The sequence below is a fragment of the Pseudanabaena minima str. Chao 2107 genome (assembly GCF_051131155.1).
GTDB classification, from domain to species: domain Bacteria; phylum Cyanobacteriota; class Cyanobacteriia; order Pseudanabaenales; family Pseudanabaenaceae; genus Pseudanabaena; species Pseudanabaena minima.
Genome location: NZ_CP159508.1, coordinates 2,548,534 through 2,568,915 on the forward strand (window position 1 = coordinate 2,548,534; position 20,382 = coordinate 2,568,915).

Here is a 20,382-nt window from a genome sequence, read left to right on the forward strand (position 1 = left end):
GATTCCTCTACTTTTAAGTTTTTGATTTGTCCTAAGCATTATGGCGATCGCTAATTCCTAAAAAGTATGAATGTAGAAAAATCACAATCTTGGTTGCAACCTCAGGTATTAGAGCATGTTCAACTATTACTTTATAGCTTTCATCACTGGACTGGCAAACCTTTAATGCCGATCGCCGATCGCCAATCGCCGTTAGAAATTGCCAATTCATTATTTAATGCAAATTTTGTAGTTGTTTCTCATGGCACTCAAGCCGATCCGATTCTTAACTATGGCAATCAAAAAGCACTTGATTTATGGCAGATGGATTGGGCTACTTTTATCACAACACCATCGCGCTATACGGCTGAACCGATAGAACGTAGTGAAAGAGAACAACTGCTAGCACAGGCAAAATCCCAAGGTTACATTAGCAACTATCGAGGGATTCGGATTGCGAGTAATGGCGATCGCTTTTACATTAATCAAGCAATTATCTGGAATGTGGTGGACAAAAACGGCAAATTGTGGGGACAAGCAGCAACTTTTTCTAACTGGGAAGCGATCGCCTAAGTGCATCATTGCAAAATAGTCATATTTTGGTCGCTATGTTGCGGGCGCGACGCACCCGCAACATACAGGATTATACAAGTTGTACCACAGGCACATCGTTTAACAGATTCTGCTTCGTTAGCAAGTCTTGAACTGTAATTCGCAATGTTCGCTTTTGATCTACTTGAAAAAGGACTTTAATGCGATCGCTACCCGTTTGACCAAGCGGATCAAGTTGAGCGATCGCTTTGCTGTTTTCATTAAGAATCTGCACAGCAACTTGTTTACCATCTAAAACACGGGTTACCAGCCTCTCATCTTCAAAATACACTTCTACATTGGTTTCGCCTAACTCACCAATGACCAATTCAATGCTAGGCTGATCGGCAACCGACGCACCGAGTGTAAGTTCTACTGGCTTTTCTAAGGGATAGATTGCACCAGATTTAACAATGGTATGCCAGTTATGTTTTTTGTATCTTTTATCCCAATAGCGCACACCATAGCTGTGATAGAGAAAGTCCTGCAACTCCCAGCCTTGGGAAACTGCTCCATGAGCGATCGCCTCAAAGGGTTTATTTGCTTTTACTTTTTCCGATGGGAAATGTTTTAATGCCCATTCTTTCACCGCAGGGATTTGGGATGTGCCACCTACAAGGAGAACTGCATCAACCTTGTCTAGGTCAATATTTTGGCGCGTTGCTTGTTGACGAATACGATCAAGAGCTTGATCGAGATTAGCAAAAAATTTCTGTTGCTCGAGAATTTGGTTTAACTGCGATCGCGTTAATATCAATTCATAGGATTCAAAAGTTTGATCGTTAAAATAGACTTCCGTTACTGATTCATTGCTTGAAAGAGAGATTTTAATACGTTCAGCTAAGCGCGTTACGATAGAATTTTTGGGTAAACCTAGCTCTTTATGGAAATAATCAACAATCAAGTTATCAATATCAATCCCGCCGAGATTTTGACCTGTTTTTGCAAAAACCTTTGCTGTTTGTGAACTTTGATTATTAGACATAGATGTATTTTTGATCGTGCGATCGCCCCATTTCAGTAAAAAGCCTAGAGGTGATTTAGGTTGATTGACGGCTGTTTGAGCTTGTCCTGATGATAATTTCACTAAGGATAAATCTAAAGTACCACCACCAAAATCCACCACTAAAAGAGTTTCACCGCCACCATTAAGCCCATAACCCAAAGCTGCCGCCGTTGGTTCATCAAGGATGCGTACTTGATCAACGGTTAACTTCTCGCAGACTTTACCTAACCAGTTTCGGTAGGGCTCAAAGCTATCGACAGGAACAGTAAAGATCAGTGAGTGAATATCGGGCAAGCGTTCAATGATGTGTTTCAAGAACCATTCTCCCACCAGTTCAAACTCCACTTCGCGCCCATCAATTTCTGGCACAAACATCGTCACATTAGAGCCGATCGCCCGTTTAAAAGCTTTAAAAAATCGCGGCTCACCTTTGATACTTTGGTTGTCTAAACCGCGATCGCTAACTTCTTGACCAATCAACACCTGCTCTTTGACAGCATCCTGCACATATACAAAACTTGGGATTAATGGTGGATTGTCGGCAATAAAACTACTATAAGCATCTAACTTGACAGTTTCAATCTCTCCATTCTCATTAATTCTCGCAACAACAGTATTACTCGTCCCAAAATCAATCGCATATTCCATAATTATAAGTTTCTCAAATAGTCTCCAAGAAATTGAATTTGATTAACCATATCTTCAGCTTTTCTAGAAGATATAATTTTCATCAAACCCCTCAAATAATCACCTATAGAATACTGCTGTTGGGTAATCAGAATAATTCCTGAATGGACTTCATTTGTCTCCATAAACTGAATATGCAACTGCACGAAATCAGCAATATTAGCAGTGCAAATTGTGCGACTTTCATGAGTTGCCCATCTAAGTTGAGCCTCATCGCTAAATCCCTCACGGTTTTCTTCCAAGACAGTAGTGACATCAATTCCACGACTTCGCAAAGCATTAACCAAAGAATGAGCCATCATGTCTTCATCCATATAAAGCCTGATTTTGGTCACGCATCAACCTCTTGCTTTTGAGAAAAGACTTTTCGATAGTTTTCGTAATCCATCAAATCTTTAGCTAAAGATGCATCAATCTCTGCTTTATTTGCATGATAGTAAGCCAGTGCCGCATAAATTTGCTCTAATTTCAAATGGGGATACTCATCCTGAATTTGTTCTGCATTCAAACCCTGTTGCCACAAAGTTGCAATCCGCCCAACAGTCATACGAGTTCTTGCAATACGAGGGCGATTGCCACAAATATCAGGAGAGCAAACAATAAGTGTACCAATATCAACAATAGTTAATGTCATAATTTTGGACTCTCTGTTCCTTTGCTTAATTCTAAGGGCAAATAATCTATATCTATAAACTGTTCTGGTGTAAAAGGGCTAGTCTCAGGAAAATCAGACATCAGTAAACCCGTTTCTAGTGAGGCAAATTTCCTCGCAGTTTGATAGCACTCTGAAAATACTTCTTGATAATAGCGATGTAGACTAGGACTGCGCTTGAAAGCTTTTTTTAAGCGATTGCGATGTTCAAAAATAGTTAATAGCCAACTACGCGATCGCAACTGTGGCTGGAAGCAATATTTTAATAGATGCATCAAGATTATTTCTAAATTACTTTCAAGGGCATCTCTCTGACTCCCACTCATATCATCAAGTTCTTCTATTAGATGAGGAATATCTAGTTGCGTTAATTTACCTTCCTGCAAAAACTGCATCATCAACTCAACCCACAAACAGTAGTCACGATTGTAGATATCCTCATTGTCTGAGGGTAATGTTTGTAAGACTTCGTCGGTGAATGTAACGCTCATAGCTTGCATTCCTGTAGATAATATTCCTAGTATATCAATCCTAAGACATTTGATAGAGTGCGCTGCACTCTATCAAAATACAAGTAGCGCCGCTACTTGTATTTGGGGTTTTGAACTCAAGCAGTTTTCGATAAGCTTTTGCCATAGAGAATTGCCCCAAATCCAGTCATATACATGAACAGACTATAAATAGCCGCAGGAATTGCCATATCTTGATTACCCAACATTCCTGCTGTAATCGCGATCGCTAAAGTTCCATTCTGAATACCAACTTCGATCGCTACACAAATTTGCTGTGGTGGACTGAGCTTTAGTAGTTTACTGATCGCAAAACCTGCTGCCATTGAGAACAAATTTAGCAAAACCACCCCTACTCCTGCCTGCAAGATAAACTCTGGTAAGCGACTCCATTCGCGGATAACTAGAATCAGAATAATTAAAGCGAGAAAACCGATCGCTAGGCGACTAGTAACTTTTTCTAAACTACGGGCAAGCTCAGGAAGCTTGTACTGTATATACATTCCTATTGCTGTGGGAATAATTGTAATTAAAAAGATTTGCCCCATTGTCGTTCCAATAGGCAAGGCGATCGCTGCACTCTGTCCAAGAAAATGATTTAGAGCCAAATTTGCAAGTATCGGAATCGTGAATATGGTGATAATGCTACTGAATACCGTCAGTGTCACCGACAATGCGACATCTCCACCTGCGAGGTAAGTAATCATGTTGGATGACACACCCCCAGGAGCAATAGCAATGATCATCAAACCCACCGCGATCGCTGGTGGCATTGACACAATTTTGGTAATTACAAAGCCAATGATTGGTAACAGCACGATTTGACTAAATAATCCCACCGACACAGCCTTAGGATATTTGGTGATCCGTTGGAAATCCTCAAACTTTAGCGATAGCCCCATCCCCAGCATGATTAAGGCTAAAGCAATGGGTAAGATTAGAGTCGTAAAAATACTTTCTTGCATAATTTGTTATGAAATGGGTATTGCTTTTGGGGTAATAAAGTGCCGCGCTTCGCGCGGCACTTTATTATTTAGGAGCTAATTCGCATACTAATATCGAGCCAATGCGATCGCGTCACCATTGCCGAAGTGGAAATATAATCTACGCCTAGTTCGGCAACCTGAGCGATCGTATCAATGGTAATATTGCCCGAAGCTTCGGTTTTAGATTGGGGACTATGCTGACGAATTAAAGCGATCGCCTCACTCATCATCGACAATGGCATATTGTCCAGCATAATCACATCTAAATTTAGCTGCATTGCTTCTTTGACTTGATTAATTGACTCAGTTTCCACTTCAATTGATGTTGTAAATGGAATGTTCCCACGCACACGCTGCACTGCTTCAGTGATACCTCCCGCCGCCGCGATGTGATTATCCTTAAGCATCACCGCATCATCTAAACCATAGCGATGATTGATGGCTCCACCGATAAAAGTGGCATATTTTTCTAATAATCTCATCCCAGGAATGGTTTTACGAGTATCAACTAGACGAGCTTTCGTACCAGAAATTGCCTTGACATATTCCGCAGTCGCACTGGCAATTCCCGATAATCGCATGACCAAATTTAAAGCAACCCTTTCACCCATTAGCAATGTGGCAAGGCTCCCATTAATTTCCGCAATCAAGTCACCAGATTTTACAGGCTTACCATCCTGCGCGATCGCCACAAAATTTACTGATTGATCCAACAATTGAAATACTCTGGCGGCAACTGGTAAACCCGCTATCACACCATCAGCCTTAGCAATCCATACAGCTTTGCCAAGGGGAGCAGTACCATTGGGGAATAAACCACTGGTACTGCGATCGCCTCGTCCAATATCTTCACGCAGCCAGTCTTCGAGGATCGGATCTAAAACAATAAAAGGAGGGAGCATTATCTGGATATTTGTTAAATGATTGAGAAAAAATTTCTTACTAAACTGTGGAAACTATTTATGAAAGGCTACTAAAGTTTAGAAAGTATGATTTAGAAGGTATTCAAGAATTACTTTCTGGGGGTAAAAGCTCTATGAGATCCCCCTCAATCCCCCTTAAAAAGGGGGAAGAATTTAATTCTCCCCCCTTTTTAAGGGGGGCTGGGGGGGGATCTAGACAATTCTTAAATGGTTATTTAGTCATGAAGCCAAGCTTCAGTGGCAATTCCTAATTTGCTGGCGGTATCAATTAACTGATGTAGCTCCAAATTAGAAATGCTTTCACAAAGATTTACCTCAATGTGAATTGGTTGCTTCTGGACAGATTCCAAATCGAGAATCTGTCTCGCAAGTACACATTTAGGAGCAATCCGTGATGATAGATAGTTGAGAAAAGCCTCTTGAGAGAGATTGAGATTTAACTTGAGATTTAGGCGATCGCTAATCACTAAGGACTGCTCAATCTGATTGAGATAGTTAAAGAGTGACTTTTCGTCGATATCCTGAAGTTGAGAAAGTTGCTGAATTTGTCTCAAAATATAATTTTCAAGAATTTTGGCATCTTCCTCATGGGTAAACTTACAGCCTAGATTGATTGCCTCGATTGCCACTGCATCTAATCCCACATTTGGAAGGGATGCACCTGTTTCCAAGCGCTTGAGTTCCTCTGTGAGACGATTATTTAAGACAATATCCGCAGCGACTTGCAGTTCACTCGGCACTGGTAAATCATCTCGACGGAAGGAGATCAGAATTCCATAGTTGTCACGATAAACTTGCTCATATAGTTGATCGAGTCTAGTTAACGTCTCATCAGCAAGCATTCGCAAAATCCGATGACGCTCCTCTGCAAAGAGATGATGCAAATTAAACTGCTCACCACTGAAGTTACTAGCCATCGCCAGAATTACCGCTGCTGTATTCGCCTGTTTGAGAACCTTAAACAAGGTTGCCTTGATCTCCTCATATTCGCGCCTTCCTGTAAAGGGTTGGATACAGCAATGGAAGTCATCACCACCGAGGTGCAGCACTGCAAAAATATAATTTACAGATTCTTGGGTAATTCCAGAAACTAGTTGAATTTGCCCGATCGCTAAGGACATGGAGCCAATTCGTTGCAGTTGATAATCCTGCTGTTGGATCTGATAGCAATAAATTTGCTGCGATCGCGCATAATTGCCAAAAGTTGAACTCAGGGCATATTGAGCCGCCACTTGAGCTAGGGTAATTCGATTAGTCGCTACTTGATGCCGAAATACACCTTCGCCATCTTTAAATTCAGACAGATTACTAGGTGCTTTTGCCATGCGATGAATAAATTCATCCTCAAGCAAGACCCCTGCAACATCGGCGGCTAGTTCAATCGCTCTAGCGGCATAGCGCAAAATCTGCACAGTTTCAGGACGTGACAATTCTTCAAAGAACCAACCACAACTAGTAAACATGAGCAAAGCATGACGCTGCATTTCTAACAGCCGCAGAGCATCGATTTTTTGAGCAGAGGTCGTTACTTTATTGCCACATTGCTCCTCAAAAAACTTTTCTAAAATGGGCGAATGTTCGGCAAGTCCATCGCGTAATGAATATTTCAGCACGTCAATATAGCGATCGCGGGCTTCCCAAGGATCATTAAAATATTTGCGCCCAATATCCACATATACCGTTGCCATGCGATCGCGCAACCAATTGAGACTATCCCTGAGTGGTCGCCGCCATAGTAGTTGATAGTTTGTGCCTTCACCACCACAGGAGCAACCTCCCTGCCAGCGATCAACACCGTGGGCGCAACTCCAAGCAGTTACAGATTTTAGTTCCGTTTCCCACTGTGGCGGAAACAGACTCAAATAATGAGCGTAATTAGTTACATTCCAACCACGTCTGGGAAATTCTTCGACAAAGGCATAAGAAAGAGTTTTTTCTGTAAAGTGTTTATGATGCCCAAAGGTTTCACCATCGGTTGCTACAGAAACAAGCTGATGCGGACGGTGATCCCCACGCACGGCTTGACTAAGACGTTTAGCAAAATTATGAGAACTTCCTAAAAGATCCCCAAATCCCATATCACGAGAAATGGGACCATCATAGAAAAATATATCAATATAAGCATCAGTATCCGCAGGTAAATGGAACTGTCCCAGTTCTGACACATTACTACTATTGGTATTATGGCGACGCAAATAGCAACGATAAGGACGATTGGGATCAATCTGCGCTCCACCTACCTCTTCCCATGCAGGATTGGGATTGTCTTTTGTGGGCATGGGACGACAGCGCTGAGCCTGTGATGGTGCAAGGATAATAAACTTGATCCCTTCTAGAACTAGAGCTTCTAGGGTTTCATAGTCAACGGCTGTCTCGGCAAGCCACATCCCTTCAGTTTCGCGTCCAAACCTTGCCTTAAAGTCTTCCTTGCCCCATCGAATCTGCGTCAATTTGTCGCGCCAATTTGCCAAGGGCATGATGATGTGGTTATAGACTTGGGCGATCGCATTCCCATGACCATTAAGGCGCTCGGCACTGCGTTTATCGGCATCTAAAATGGCTTGATAGGTATCGCGATCGTAAAACTCCATCCATGAGAGCAACGTTGGTCCCATGTTGAAACTCATGTACTCGTAGTTATTGACAATCTTGACGATCTTGCCGTCATAACGTTCAATCCGTGAGAATGCATTGGGGCGATAGCATTCATGGTGAATCCGCGCATTCCAGTCATGAAAAGGAGCTGCGCTTTCTTGCCGCTCGATCGCATTTAGGTAAGGATTTTCACGCGGAGGCTGATAAAAGTGACCGTGAATCGTAATATAAATTCCCGAATCGGTCGGAATCTGGACATTAGGCGAAGAAACAGAAACAGCAACAGTCACGCAAATCTTCCCTTAAAGCAAACGACATTTACTACATCTTGGCAGATTTTCTCGGTGGTTCGCAAGGGATTATCGAAAAGTTTTAGAAGTTAGACCTTTAGGTCTAACCGCACATGTTACGTGGAAGTTTATAAGACCCTCATCCCCTAGCCCCTCTCCCAAAAAGGGCGAGGGGAACAAGAAAAATCTAAACTTTCTTGCTCCCCTTCTCCCTATCTGGGAGAAGGGGCTGGGGGATGAGGGCAGATCTTCGTTCTGCGTAAGGTGAGTTAATCAAGTCTTTTGACGATTAGCTTGTATGCACCTTTGCCCGTGCGATCAAAAGCATTGACAATTGTGCGATAGGTTCCTGTAAGTGGTAATTCGAGAGTCATCGATGCATTCTTCCGACTCGGTAAACCGTTGTTTTCTTGCAGTACCCTACTATCTGGTGCAAATAGGACTAAATAGGGATGAAAATCGGAACTGACCAGTTCAATCTGGACTACTTGTCCTGCTTGACCATTAAAACTAAAAGTATCAAAGAGGCTGCCATCCCTAGCGAAAACTCGACTCTGTGTTCCTAAAACTCCATTTTTTTGCAAGATGATCCGCCGATCGCTTGGGTCAATTGAAGATTGAGAAGTAAAGTTATTGCTCAGCCTACCTGCGATCGTAAAGGAGCCTGTTTGTCCTACTTCATAGGAGTTGGCATAGAGAGTATATTTACCTGTAGTTGGCAAAGTGATAGCAATACGCGCATTTTTACCACCACCACCATCATCATCTTCAGCAACTTTACGCCCAGCGGCATCAAATAGGACTAAATAGGGATCGATCCCGTTAGCACGCATCTCGATCACCACTGATTGTCCCGCTTGACCTTGAAATTGATAGGCTTTGAAATAGCTGCCATCGGGTAAGGTTCTGTCTGAAGTCGTTAAGACCGCAGAAATAGCATTGCCATCCAGAGTAAGGACATTGGGAGCCGCGATCGCAGGTGTAGGATTATTGGCGATCGTCCCTTGACGAACTGCGGCAATAAACTGCTTAACCGTATCAGCTTCGATCGCTAATCCAATGCCACTATTGGCAGAACTAGTTGTAAAAATTGCCGTATTTACACCCACCAGTTCGGCACGACTATTCAGCAATGGACCTCCCGAATTTCCGGGATTTAAAGCCGCATCGGTTTGTAATAATTTGCGATCGCGATCGATGCGACTAATGATCCCTGTGGTCAATGTCCCCGCAAACCGTCCGAAGGGATTACCGATCGCAAAAGCCCTTTGCCCCACTTGAATGCCACTGGAAGATGCAATCTGAATTGTGGGTAAATTTGTGGTTACTCCCTCCAGTCTGATCACCGCAAGATCAGGATTGCGACTACTAGCAATTACCACCCCACGAAATTGACGCTTATCACTGAGGATCACATTTACTGTAGTTGCACCACGTACCACATGGGCATTAGTCAAAACCAAACCCTTGGGGTCAATAATTGAGCCACTGCCGTTACCACTACGTGACTGAATCGAGACGACGGCAGGGCTAGCTAATTTATAGACACGAATATTTGTATCTTCATCTTGGGCTTGTACAGGTGACGGTGTGACCAAAGGAAAAGTAGCGATCGTGCTGATCCCACCGCATAGTATTAGGCTAGTTGCCAAAAATTTAATTAATCCTTTTTTCACAAAACTATCCTCAGTCGCGATCATTAACCAGTTTTTTAGTGGCGCGGCAAAACTGCGCCATTAAAAAACTAATTCTTTAATCTTACCGTAAGCAAATAAACCAAGAACTGGAGCGCAGGGCTACTGCGTCAGTCCTGTCAATAATAGCGTGAGTTCGATATAGCCATATGCGGCGTGCTAAGCACGCCGCATATGGCTGAAAATAGTAAGAATCATCAAGCGATTCTTACTATTTTCAGCTTTCGTCTAACTGACGTAATATTAGAAGTATTTTGGTTAGCTAATGTTGCTTTAATTCGTACTTAAGTAGCTACTCCCTTCCCACCCAATAATTAGACATTGCGGCGCTTCGCGCCGCAATGTCTAATTATTGGGTTTAATGTATATTGCTTGAGTGGGAAGGGAGTAGACATAATTAATTACAAACCAAAACCCGTAGAGTTGCGCCCCGCATGGGCGCAACTCTACGGGTTTTGGTAATTTATTTTGCACAGGTACTTATAGCTACAGTCACTTGTGTTAAAACACAAGCAAAACCCAAGAGGCGAATGGCGGCGCTTCGCGCCGCCATTCGCCTCTTGGGTTTTATGTCCTAATACACTTGGCGACAGCTATAAAATTGCTACATAGGTAAAATACAAGCTTCTTGATATAGCAAATAAAAGTGTCGAAGCTTCGCTTCGACACTTTTATTTGCTATACATCTAGGCATAGGGAGAACGATTGATTAGCACCCAATAAAATCCTAGTTGTTCGACCGCTTTGTTAAATTGCTCAAAATCTACGGGCTTTACAATATAACTATTGACACCGAGTTTATAGCTTTCGAGTACATCGCTATCTTGTGCCGAAGAAGTTAGTACCACAACAGGAATCATCTGCGTGCGTGGGTCGGATTTAAGCTGTTGCAAAACCTCTAATCCACTAACTTTGGGAAGCTTTAAATCCAGCAAGATCATTTTAGGGTAGTCAGTGATTGTGCGATGGGCATAATCGCCTCGACAAAAAATGAAATCCAGCGCTTCTGCACCATCTTTTAATAGTTGAATTTGATTGCTAATCCGCCCCCGACGCAAGGCTCGAATTGCTAATTCTGCATCAGCAGGATTGTCTTCAACTAGCAAAATAAAAACTTTTTGATCAGAAACCTGCTCATAAAATTGTTCGGAAGGTTGGTCTGTCATTGATTAGTACATTAATCGGGAATTGTGAAATAAAAGGTTGCCCCTTGATTAATCGCTGCTTCAGCCCAGATTCGACCACCATGTCTGTGAATGATCCGTTGCACGATCGCTAGTCCGATACCAGTGCCTTCAAATTCATCGTCGAGGTGCATCCGATGAAACACTCCAAATAATTTATCGGCATATCGCATATCAAACCCAGCTCCATTATCACGAATAAAGTACACTATTTCCGAATTTATGACCATAGAACCAACCTCAATATAAGCATGGTCAATTTTGCTGGTGTATTTGATAGCATTGCTCAGGAGATTGATCCAAACTTGAGTAAATAGAGACAGATCAGCTTGATGTGGTGGTAAATCAGCGATCGCAAATTCGATCACACTTTCGCCCCAACTAGGACGCAAGTCATTGAGCAGATGATCAATAAGATATTTCGGAAAAATAGTTTGCTTTGATATTTCTTTACGATTGAGGCGTGCAAGATTAAGTAAGTCATCAATTAGAATGCCCATGCGCGATGATGACTTTGTTGGCGATGAAATAGCCACCCCACAAATAGAGCTTCAAGCGTGAAAGTAATCACAGTATAAGGATGCTTCCAGATCACGTAGGTACATAACCCAGCGATCAATCCAGCCAAAGTCCCCCAGCTTGTACCGTACAAACAAACAACAATCCAAACTGCGATCGAACCAAATATAAAGTCAATATCAAAAAACAATGTCCATCGACAATAGTTACCAATAAATCCCATCATCAGCAGCAAAACTAAACCCACAAGCTGACGACGCGATCGCACTTTTGACCCTAATACTTTGATAAAGTCCATTATTTAAGCCATTGAATATAGTGTCCTGAATCAAATAACGAAACTAAGATTAACTAAACAAATGTTTTGTGTGTAGTCAGCAAAGGCATCTACACACAAAACATTTGTTTATAGTTATTTACCGCTTACAGATTTTACAAATAATTTGGTGATTGATTAGGTATGGTGAAATAAAAAGTTGCACCTTCATTAACTTTAGACTCAGCCCAAATTTTGCCACCATGTCTTTGAATAATGCGTTGGGCGATCGCTAGTCCAATCCCAGTGCCTTCAAAATCTTTTTCAAGGTGCATTCGCTGAAATACACCAAATAATTTATCAGCATACTTCATATCAAACCCAGCCCCATTATCACGGATAAAATATACATTTTCATGATCAATGATTTGCCAGCCAATTTCAATGCGGGCATCTTCAATTTTGCCTGTATATTTGATCGCATTGGAAATCAAGTTAATCCAAACTTGAGTTAGCAAAGAACGATCAGCCTCACAATTAGGTACATCAGCAATAATAAACTTTATTTGACGTGCTGCGATCTCCGATTCAAAGTCAATTAATATTTGTTGAATCAGATTATTTATTAAGATTAATCGTCGCGAAAGTTCCTTGCGATTACAGCGTGATAGGTTTAAAAGATCATCAATTAATTCCCCCATCCGTTTAGCATTGTCACGAACAATTTGGAGATAACGCTTACCTTCTGCATCAAAAAGATCGCGGTAGTCTTCCTGTAAAATCCTCGAAAATCCATCGATCGCCCGTAACGGGGCGCGGAGATCATGGGAAACTGAATAGGAGAAAGATTCTAATTCCTTATTGGCTGCTTCTAGTTGAGCAGTGCGCTGATTCACTCTAGATTCCAGAGACTGATTAAGTTGATACAGAGCCTCACTAGCAGCTTTGCGTTGTAGCTCAGCCGCAGCTCTAGCTGCAAATACTTGCAAAATATTTCTGGCTCGTTCAACATCCTGCAACGGTTTTACATCAAGAATACAAAGATTACCGATCGCATTTTCATGCTCATCTTTGAGCACAATTCCCATATAGCTATCTGCTTGCAGCATTCCTAAGAATGAATTCCCTGGAAATATCTCTTGTAATAAACTATGGCAGACAAATTCTCCACGCTCTAAGGTAAGTTCGCAGGGAGTTCGCGCAGGCAAATAACTAATTGCTTGTTGCATAGTGCCATCGGACCACAATGCTAAGGAATAAAGTTCTTCACCAATTAGCTTAGTAACTACTGCATACTTCACATGCAATGCTTCGGCAATATGTCTAACTAGAGCAGGAAAAAAGTCCTCACCTGTAACAGCCGCAGTACCTAAAATTAGGTTTTGTAATGTCATCTCCGATCGCTTAAGTGCAGCTTCCCTTTCTTTAGCTTCACTGATATCCCGCATAATCGTGGAAATATATTCTAAATCACCTTGGGCAGATTTGTGGGCAATAATCATTTGAGAAACTGGAATTTCATTACCTTCATGGGTTAACAAAGCTGTCTCGCCTAACCATGTTCCCTTTTGAACTGCGGTAGGTATGCCCTGATTTTGAATAATCTCTAGCGCCCATTGGGGATGATAGGTCGATATTGTTAGGTCAGATACATCGGCATCAAGAGGCAATCCTTGAACTTTATTAGCCTGCGTGTTATTCCATATTACTTTTCCCTGTGGTGATGTCATGCCAATAATATCTGTAGATGCTTGAATAATTGCAATTAGGCGATCGCGTTCTTTTTCGGCTAACTGACGATCAGCAATTTCTGCTTGCAAAGATTGATTGAGTTCTTCTTGTTGCTGAAGCAGTCTCGCCTTGACAATAGAAATAGCAGCTTGAGCGGAGAGTAAATTGAGAATTTCGATATGCTCAGGTGTAAATGCATCAGTGACAAGACTATTTTCTAAAAGCACAATGGCGGTCATACGTCCCTGATTTAGTAGGGGCATACATAGCAATGATTTTGAGTGGTGCTGAACAATCCAAGGATCATTTTGAAAATCTCCAGATTGGGAAGCATTATGCAGCACGATACTCTCTTGGGTACGCGCAACATAATTCACTAAAGAGTGTGGCACATAAAAGTTTCCATCAATGGAAGTAGCATCCATAGGAATTGACTGCATTACCACTACGTGATCATCGTTAATTGTCTTAATTCCTTCAATCATCCATTGATCCTGATTTAAGGATAGGCTGTGCGAAGCATCAACTATCCTTAAATCAGGATCACTACTACTTAAGGAATTAGATAAATTTTTAGGTAATAGCAAATAACCCGTTTGCGCTCCTGCGTTCTCAACTAAAATAGACATTAAAGTTGAGAGAAGTTGATCAAGCTTAATTTCGCTAGCGATCGCTTGAGAAGCTCTGATTACGGCTTCTAGATCGAGGGTATGTAAACTATTTGAAGATGATTGTGTAGAAATCGAATTTTTTTGCAATCTTTTTCTGGGACGCATATCAGCTAGACGATTCGCCAAGAGAATAGGATATTGATTTTCTAAATGTTGTACTTTCGCTAATGCACCCCACTGTAAATAGTAATACCTTGCTTCTCGCATATAGGCTCTAGCAATCGTTAGACGATTTTGTTCCAAATAAAACTTCGCCGCAAGTTCATTTGCTAATGCTTGATCTTGGATATAGCCATTTTCTCTAGCTTGATCAATAGCTAAGTCATAGACTTCCATCGCTGCTAATACTTGTCCAAATACTCGGTGTCGTTCTGCTTCGATTAAATGCTGTTGATGCCGAAAATTCATCGGTGCATGTTCCGCCCAAGACTGGATTCTTTCGAGGTTAGCCTCGACTTTAGCCATAGCTTGCTGTTGATCAGCGATCGCCAAATGGGCATAAACTGCTAAATTCGCCAGAGATTCATAAAAGTAGAAAACTGCATAAGCTCTTACACCAATGGCTGCGTCCTCATACAGTCTGACTTGAACAGCATGATCAATGGCGAGGTTATAGTTTTCAAATAGATAGCAAAGTACTAACTGATGGAAATACAACATATGTATAGCAATGCGATCTCCTTTCTGTATATGTATTGGCAGCATCGCTTCAATGTTGTAGACTTCTCCAACTAAATGACAAGGATCTGCGGCTCTTCCAATCAGATTTAAAATATTTTGGTGATAGATATATAGCCAATTGAGAGTTGTTTGTTGTTTTAGTTGACTGAGTAAAGTTTCATATCCTGATATTTCTTGATCTAGACTATTTAACTCTCGCCCCATGAAATAGAGATATTGACTATGTAAACATAATCCGTAAGCACCAAATTCCAAATCACCTGTTTCTACGCCAATAATATAAGCATTCAATAAAGGTTGGAGAGTTTCTTGGATATGATATTTCCAATGAGTGATAAATACATTAACTATGACTAAAGTCTTTGCCCTTAATTCTTGGGATTCAAATCGATCTAGTAATCGTAAGGCTAATTGACCAAACTGATAGCCCAGTTCCATGCGGTTCATCAGTCCACAGAGAATTATTCCACAAGCAGAATATCCATAAGCAGAACCGATCGCATTTCCTTTAGTAATGGATAGCCTCACTAATTGTAAAACAATGAGAATATATAATTCTGGTGCAGCACCGTAAGCTGCCGCTGCAATGCTTAAAAGAATATTTACTGAAGCGATCGCGATTTGATCGGTCATTAATGGTCGTTCTAATAAAGACTCAACAGGGTGTAGCTCAAGGAATTCTTGAAAATTTTGTAGAGCCAATCCCACATCAGCTTGTGAGGTTTGGTTAGGCAAAGTGATTTCTAACAGACTTAACTTGTCTATGCCCATCGCGATCGCTTCTAATCGCTGATTTTGGGCAACTAAAGCTTGAATTTGAATCTCATAAACTTTAATTTTGTCTACTAAGGTTTTACTACGATTTTCTACAACATCAGCCCAGTTCTGCATCTGAGCAAAATCACCATTTAGAAATGCGGCTTCAACTGCTAGCTGATAAAGATTTAGAGCTAGTTCATATTGATCTTGCCAACTAGACAATGAAAGCAATTCCACGCCAGTTTTGATATAGTTAAAGGCGCTGCTATAAGCTATTGAAGCTTTCGCTTTTTGAGCAGCAATCAGATTGAGTTGAGCTAATTGAACGCGATCGCTTTGACTAGAAATCAGATCTAACCCAAGATTAAGCTGATCAACGATATCAAAAATTTTTAATTCTAGTTCCTCTCTAGAGGTGTTTTTCAACAACTGCTGACCAATTCTTTGATGAATTACCGCTTGATGCACTTCAGAGATTAGTGAATAGGCGGCTTGCTGAATACGATCATGCACAAATCTATAAGCGATCACATGATGACAGTTGATTAATTCGATCTCATAATGAATTGATTGATAATCTGGATTAAGTGGTCGGATTAATCCTTCGCAGATTGACTCTCTCAGGGCTGGAATAATTTCAATCGGTGATCGCTCTGACGCAAGCACTAATGTATCAAGGTCAAACTGATTCCCAATACAAGCAGATATTTGCAACAATTGCTGGGTGTGATCGCTCAGCTTCTGGATCTTACCTGCCATCAGACTTACAACATTATCCGTAATCCTCTGATCTTCGATTTGAGCAATTAACCATTGCCATTGCCGCGATCGATAATCAAATCTTAGTAGCTCCTCACTATGTAAAGTTTTCAAAAATTCGTTTATAAAGAAGGGATTACCACCTGTCTTTTGTTGCACTAATTCCGCTAACGGCAAAGCATCTATCGTTGAGCAATGCAAAGTATCCGCAATAAGATGATTGATATCACTCAGATTTAATGCTGATAGATACAGTTGATTAATCACTCCATTAGCCCGTTGAATATTTTCGATCATTTGCCTGATCGGATGCATCGCATTAACTTCATTATCACGATATGCTCCAATTAACAGAAGAGCATGTGGGTCATCTGTAGTTGCTAATATCTCTAGCAATTTTAGAGAAGCGCGATCAGCCCATTGCAGATCATCTAAAAAGATCACCAAAGGATGTTCTAATTGAGCAAAACCACGAATAAAATTCTGGAAAACACGATTAAATCGATTTTGGGCTTCACTAGCCGAGACATTTACTGTGTTTGTGGTAGATACATTTTGATTACCGATAATCATCTCTAGCGATGGAATTACTTGCGTAATCATCTGGCTGTTGGAACCTAAGGCAGCAGTAAGTTTGGATCGCCACTGCTCTAAACTCTCTACACTTTCAGTGAGCAATTGTTTGATTAATTCCTGAAAAGCTTGAATAATTGCTAAATAAGGAATATTACGCTGATATTGCTCAAATTTACCCGATATAAAATAGCCGCGACTTTTAGCGATCGGTTTGTGGATTTCCTGTACTAAAGTAGATTTCCCAATTCCCGAATAACCCGACACCAAAATCATTTCGACGCGATCGCCTGTGGAGTTAGTCAACTCAGTGCTAGATATCCTCGCAAAGGCTGCTAATAAACTCTCGACCTCATGGGATCGCCCATACATCTTTTCAGAAATCAAAAAACGATCAGCTATATCTTGTTCTGCTAATGGGAATAGTTCTATGGTTCCCTTTGACTGTAGCTGATACAGACATTTTTCTAGATCGACTTTTACTCCCCATGCGCTTTGATACCTTTCCTCAGCAGTTTTTGCCAGTAGTTTGAGGATGATTTGAGATAAGACTAATGGGATTTGAGGATTTATTAAGTGTGGGGCGATCGGTTCTAAAGCTAAATGGTAATGAATTAATTCCAAAGGATCATTAGACTCAAATGGTAAGCGATCAGTTAACATTTGATAAAAAGTCACACCCATCGAATAAATATCTGTACGATAATCCAGCGATCGGTTCATTCTCCCTGTCTGTTCAGGGGAAATATAGTCTAAAGTCCCCTCCAGTAATTGATTATGATTGAGAATTAATGTCTCTTTCGTTAAATCCGAGGCAATCCCAAAATCAATTACTTTTAATTGGTGTGTTTCTGGATTAACGACAATATTCGACGGGTTGAGATCCTTATGGATAATGTTAGCACTATGGACTTCGCTAAGCCCTTCACAGATCTGAATCGCCAAATTCAAACAGTCAACTAGACTCAACTTCTTTTGAGCTAATATTTCCGCTAAAGATTTGCCTCCAATGTCTTCTAATACGATCACCCACCCATTTTGATATTGCAGTAAATCATAGGCGTGAATTACTAAGTTAGAAGCTAGCTTTCTAGTAATTTCATATTCTAATTTGTATCTACCAACAACTTGGGATATAGGAAACTCAGTATTTAAGACCTTTAAGATTACTGGCAAGTTATCCTGTTGACGGATACCACGATAAACTTGAGAATTGGAACTCTCGTAAATCTTTTCAACAACTTGATATTTAGGTATATTTACCAGCATAGTTCAGCAAGGTTGATTATTTGACTAGCTCCCAATCTAAGATCTTTATAAGTAGCTCAACTTAATTAAAACCCAAAACCAGACTTTGTTCCGCCCGCGTAGCGGGCGGAACAAACTTCTCGGTTTTTAGTTTACTTATGTCTAGCTACTTAATAGTCATCGATCAAGAGATAAAACACTATTTAGAGACCCCTCTCATATCCATTGGATTATCCATTAGATAACTTACAGCCCGTCTAGGCTTTATGTAGTAAGAGAAATTTTTGAAATTGTGACAAAGGAACATTTTCAAAAATTTTCTTGGGTTTTGAGAAAGTACAAAGTGCTGTACTTGAATGCTAGATCCCTATAGATCTATCGAAATTGATAAGTAGCTAGGCATAAATAAACTCAAAACCGAAAAGATTGTTCCGCCCGCTACGCGGGCGGAACAATCTTTGGTTTTAGGTTTTAATATGCTCATCTACTTAACTAAGCTGATAACATAAAAGACAGCAAATATAGTAGTGCCTTGTTAACACTACACTTTGAGTTTGCTTAAACCTCACATCACTTACTACAAATTAGATTTTCAAAACTTCCATAAATTCCTTATAATACCCTTAAAAGAGGAATTGTATGACTTATGACTGTAGATTACAAGAGATTTTTTAAGGCAACTGATCCGAGTAAAACCTTACTTGCTGATAGTGCCGAAGACAAAAAGTACTACATTGACTTTTCGACGGTTCGGGGCGGTAAAGTTGTCGAAGATTTGAAGGATAACATTTCGCTTTTTTCGGATGGACAGCCGACTTGTCAGTTATTTACTGGACATATCGGTTGTGGCAAATCTACAGAAATCTTGCAGCTTAAGCAACAACTTGAAAGCGAAGGGTTTCACGTCGTTTACTTTGAGTCTAGTCAAGACATGGAGATGGGCGATGTCGATCTCAGTGATATCCTCCTTGCGATCGCTAGACGTGTGGTTGAGAGCCTAGAGGCGGTGAAGGTGAAAACTGAAGCCAAGGGGTTTCGAGCCATGCTCAACGGGGCAGTTAAGATTTTGAATACTGAGATTGAACTCTCTGCTGAAGCCGATGTCCCAGGAGTTGGCAAGATTGAGGCTAGTACCAGTGGCGAGTTTTCTCTATCTCTAGGCATTGGTAAACTCTCCGCTAAAACTAAAGATAGTCCTGACATGCGGAGCAAACTACGCGGCTACATGGAGCCAAAAACCAATGGTTTGCTAGACTTAATCAATAATGAGATCCTATTACCTGCGATCGCTGATCTCAAGAAATTAGGAAAAGAAGGCATTGTTGTAATCGTTGATAACCTTGATCGCGTTGACGATTCACCAAAACCTTGGGGTAGACCGCAAACTGAATATTTATTTGTTGATCGTGCTGAGCAACTTCGCAAATTGCAATGTCATGTGGTTTATACCATGCCCCTTGCTTTGAGATTTTCGAGGGATTACGGCACACTCACGGCTAGGTTTATGACCGATCCAATTGTGTTGCCGATGGTTCCTGTAGTACGCCGCGATGGTAGTACCCATGAGGAAGGCATTGCACTTTTGCGCCAAATGATTCTATCGCGGGTATTACCAGATAGCTCTCCCACTGAGCGATTAAATGCTATTAATCAAGTTTTCGACAGTATGAATACACTTGATCGACTGTGCTTTGCGAGTGGAGGTCATGTGCGAAATATTATGCGCCTGCTCAATGATGCACTCCGCAAACAACGTGGTTTACCTGTCACCCTTGAGGTTCTGGAAGATACGATCCGTAAACGTCGTAACGAGTTAGTTCTTTCTATAGATGATGAGGAATGGAAACTATTGCGACAGGTGAATAGTACGAAGAAGGTGGTGGGTGATACTGGCTATCAAACCTTGATTAGAAGCATGTACGTTTATGAATATCAAGATGAAAATGGTTCTTGGTTTGAGGTAAATCCTGTACTTGTCACCGCTCAAGAATTTGACGTACCTTAGGATTTCTCTTGTGAGATCCTCTAAAAGTTACGTAAAAAGATGAGATTTGGGCTTGGAAACCAAGCCCCTACCCTTGCAAATATG

At 41.1% G+C, this 20,382-nt stretch carries 14 protein-coding genes; 2 read left to right on the forward strand and 12 right to left on the reverse strand.

Annotated features, from left to right (window positions below):
- Positions 1 to 66 precede the first annotated feature (66 nt).
- Entirely contained in the window at positions 67 to 552 is a 486-nt protein-coding gene (locus ABM313_RS11585; RefSeq protein ID WP_434688143.1) for an MEKHLA domain-containing protein, read from the forward strand.
- Between the two features lie 70 nt (positions 553 to 622).
- Here ABM313_RS11585 and ABM313_RS11590 read toward each other — a convergent pair whose 3' ends face one another.
- The 12 genes from ABM313_RS11590 to ABM313_RS11645 form a co-directional block, all read right to left on the reverse strand.
- Positions 623 to 2,224 (reverse strand): Hsp70 family protein, encoded by a 1,602-nt coding sequence (locus tag ABM313_RS11590; RefSeq protein ID WP_434688146.1) that lies wholly within the window; start codon positions 2,222 to 2,224, stop codon positions 623 to 625.
- Positions 2,225 to 2,226: 2 nt separating this feature from the next.
- Complete coding sequence (locus ABM313_RS11595) at positions 2,227 to 2,598, reverse strand: DUF5615 family PIN-like protein (RefSeq protein ID WP_434688148.1); 372 nt, start codon at positions 2,596 to 2,598, stop codon at positions 2,227 to 2,229.
- Complete coding sequence (locus ABM313_RS11600; RefSeq protein WP_281007940.1) at positions 2,595 to 2,897, reverse strand: DUF433 domain-containing protein; 303 nt, start codon at positions 2,895 to 2,897, stop codon at positions 2,595 to 2,597. The genes ABM313_RS11595 and ABM313_RS11600 overlap by 4 nt, the downstream gene beginning before the upstream one ends.
- Complete coding sequence (locus ABM313_RS11605) at positions 2,894 to 3,406, reverse strand: DUF29 domain-containing protein (RefSeq protein WP_434688151.1); 513 nt, start codon at positions 3,404 to 3,406, stop codon at positions 2,894 to 2,896. Before ABM313_RS11605 ends, ABM313_RS11600 begins: the two co-directional genes overlap by 4 nt.
- A 116-nt stretch (positions 3,407 to 3,522) precedes the next feature.
- Positions 3,523 to 4,389, reverse strand: a complete 867-nt coding sequence (locus ABM313_RS11610) for a bile acid:sodium symporter family protein (RefSeq protein WP_434688153.1) — start codon at positions 4,387 to 4,389, stop codon at positions 3,523 to 3,525.
- A 68-nt stretch (positions 4,390 to 4,457) separates the two neighbouring features.
- Positions 4,458 to 5,312: a carboxylating nicotinate-nucleotide diphosphorylase gene (gene nadC / locus ABM313_RS11615; protein WP_434688154.1), complete on the reverse strand. Its 855-nt coding sequence runs from the start codon at positions 5,310 to 5,312 to the stop codon at positions 4,458 to 4,460.
- Between the two features lie 236 nt (positions 5,313 to 5,548).
- Positions 5,549 to 8,218, reverse strand: a complete 2,670-nt coding sequence (locus ABM313_RS11620) for a DUF3536 domain-containing protein (protein WP_434688156.1) — start codon at positions 8,216 to 8,218, stop codon at positions 5,549 to 5,551.
- A gap of 269 nt (positions 8,219 to 8,487) precedes the next feature.
- Complete coding sequence (locus ABM313_RS11625; RefSeq protein WP_434688158.1) at positions 8,488 to 9,918, reverse strand: trypsin-like peptidase domain-containing protein; 1,431 nt, start codon at positions 9,916 to 9,918, stop codon at positions 8,488 to 8,490.
- A gap of 680 nt (positions 9,919 to 10,598) precedes the next feature.
- Entirely contained in the window at positions 10,599 to 11,078 is a 480-nt protein-coding gene (locus tag ABM313_RS11630) for a response regulator (RefSeq protein WP_434688160.1), read from the reverse strand.
- 11 nt (positions 11,079 to 11,089) lie between these two features.
- The gene (locus ABM313_RS11635; protein ID WP_434688162.1) at positions 11,090 to 11,596 is read right to left on the reverse strand and encodes a sensor histidine kinase; all 507 of its coding nucleotides are present in this window, start codon (positions 11,594 to 11,596) and stop codon (positions 11,090 to 11,092) included.
- Positions 11,584 to 11,913: a hypothetical protein gene (locus tag ABM313_RS11640; RefSeq protein WP_434688164.1), complete on the reverse strand. Its 330-nt coding sequence runs from the start codon at positions 11,911 to 11,913 to the stop codon at positions 11,584 to 11,586. The genes ABM313_RS11635 and ABM313_RS11640 overlap by 13 nt, the downstream gene beginning before the upstream one ends.
- A 134-nt stretch (positions 11,914 to 12,047) precedes the next feature.
- A complete protein-coding gene (locus tag ABM313_RS11645) occupies positions 12,048 to 18,314 on the reverse strand; it encodes an AAA family ATPase (protein WP_434688166.1) in 6,267 nt (2,088 codons plus the stop codon).
- A gap of 625 nt (positions 18,315 to 18,939) precedes the next feature.
- Here ABM313_RS11645 and ABM313_RS11650 point away from each other — a divergent pair.
- A complete protein-coding gene (locus ABM313_RS11650) occupies positions 18,940 to 20,298 on the forward strand; it encodes an ATP-binding protein (RefSeq protein ID WP_434688167.1) in 1,359 nt (452 codons plus the stop codon).
- Positions 20,299 to 20,382: the final 84 nt, after the last annotated feature.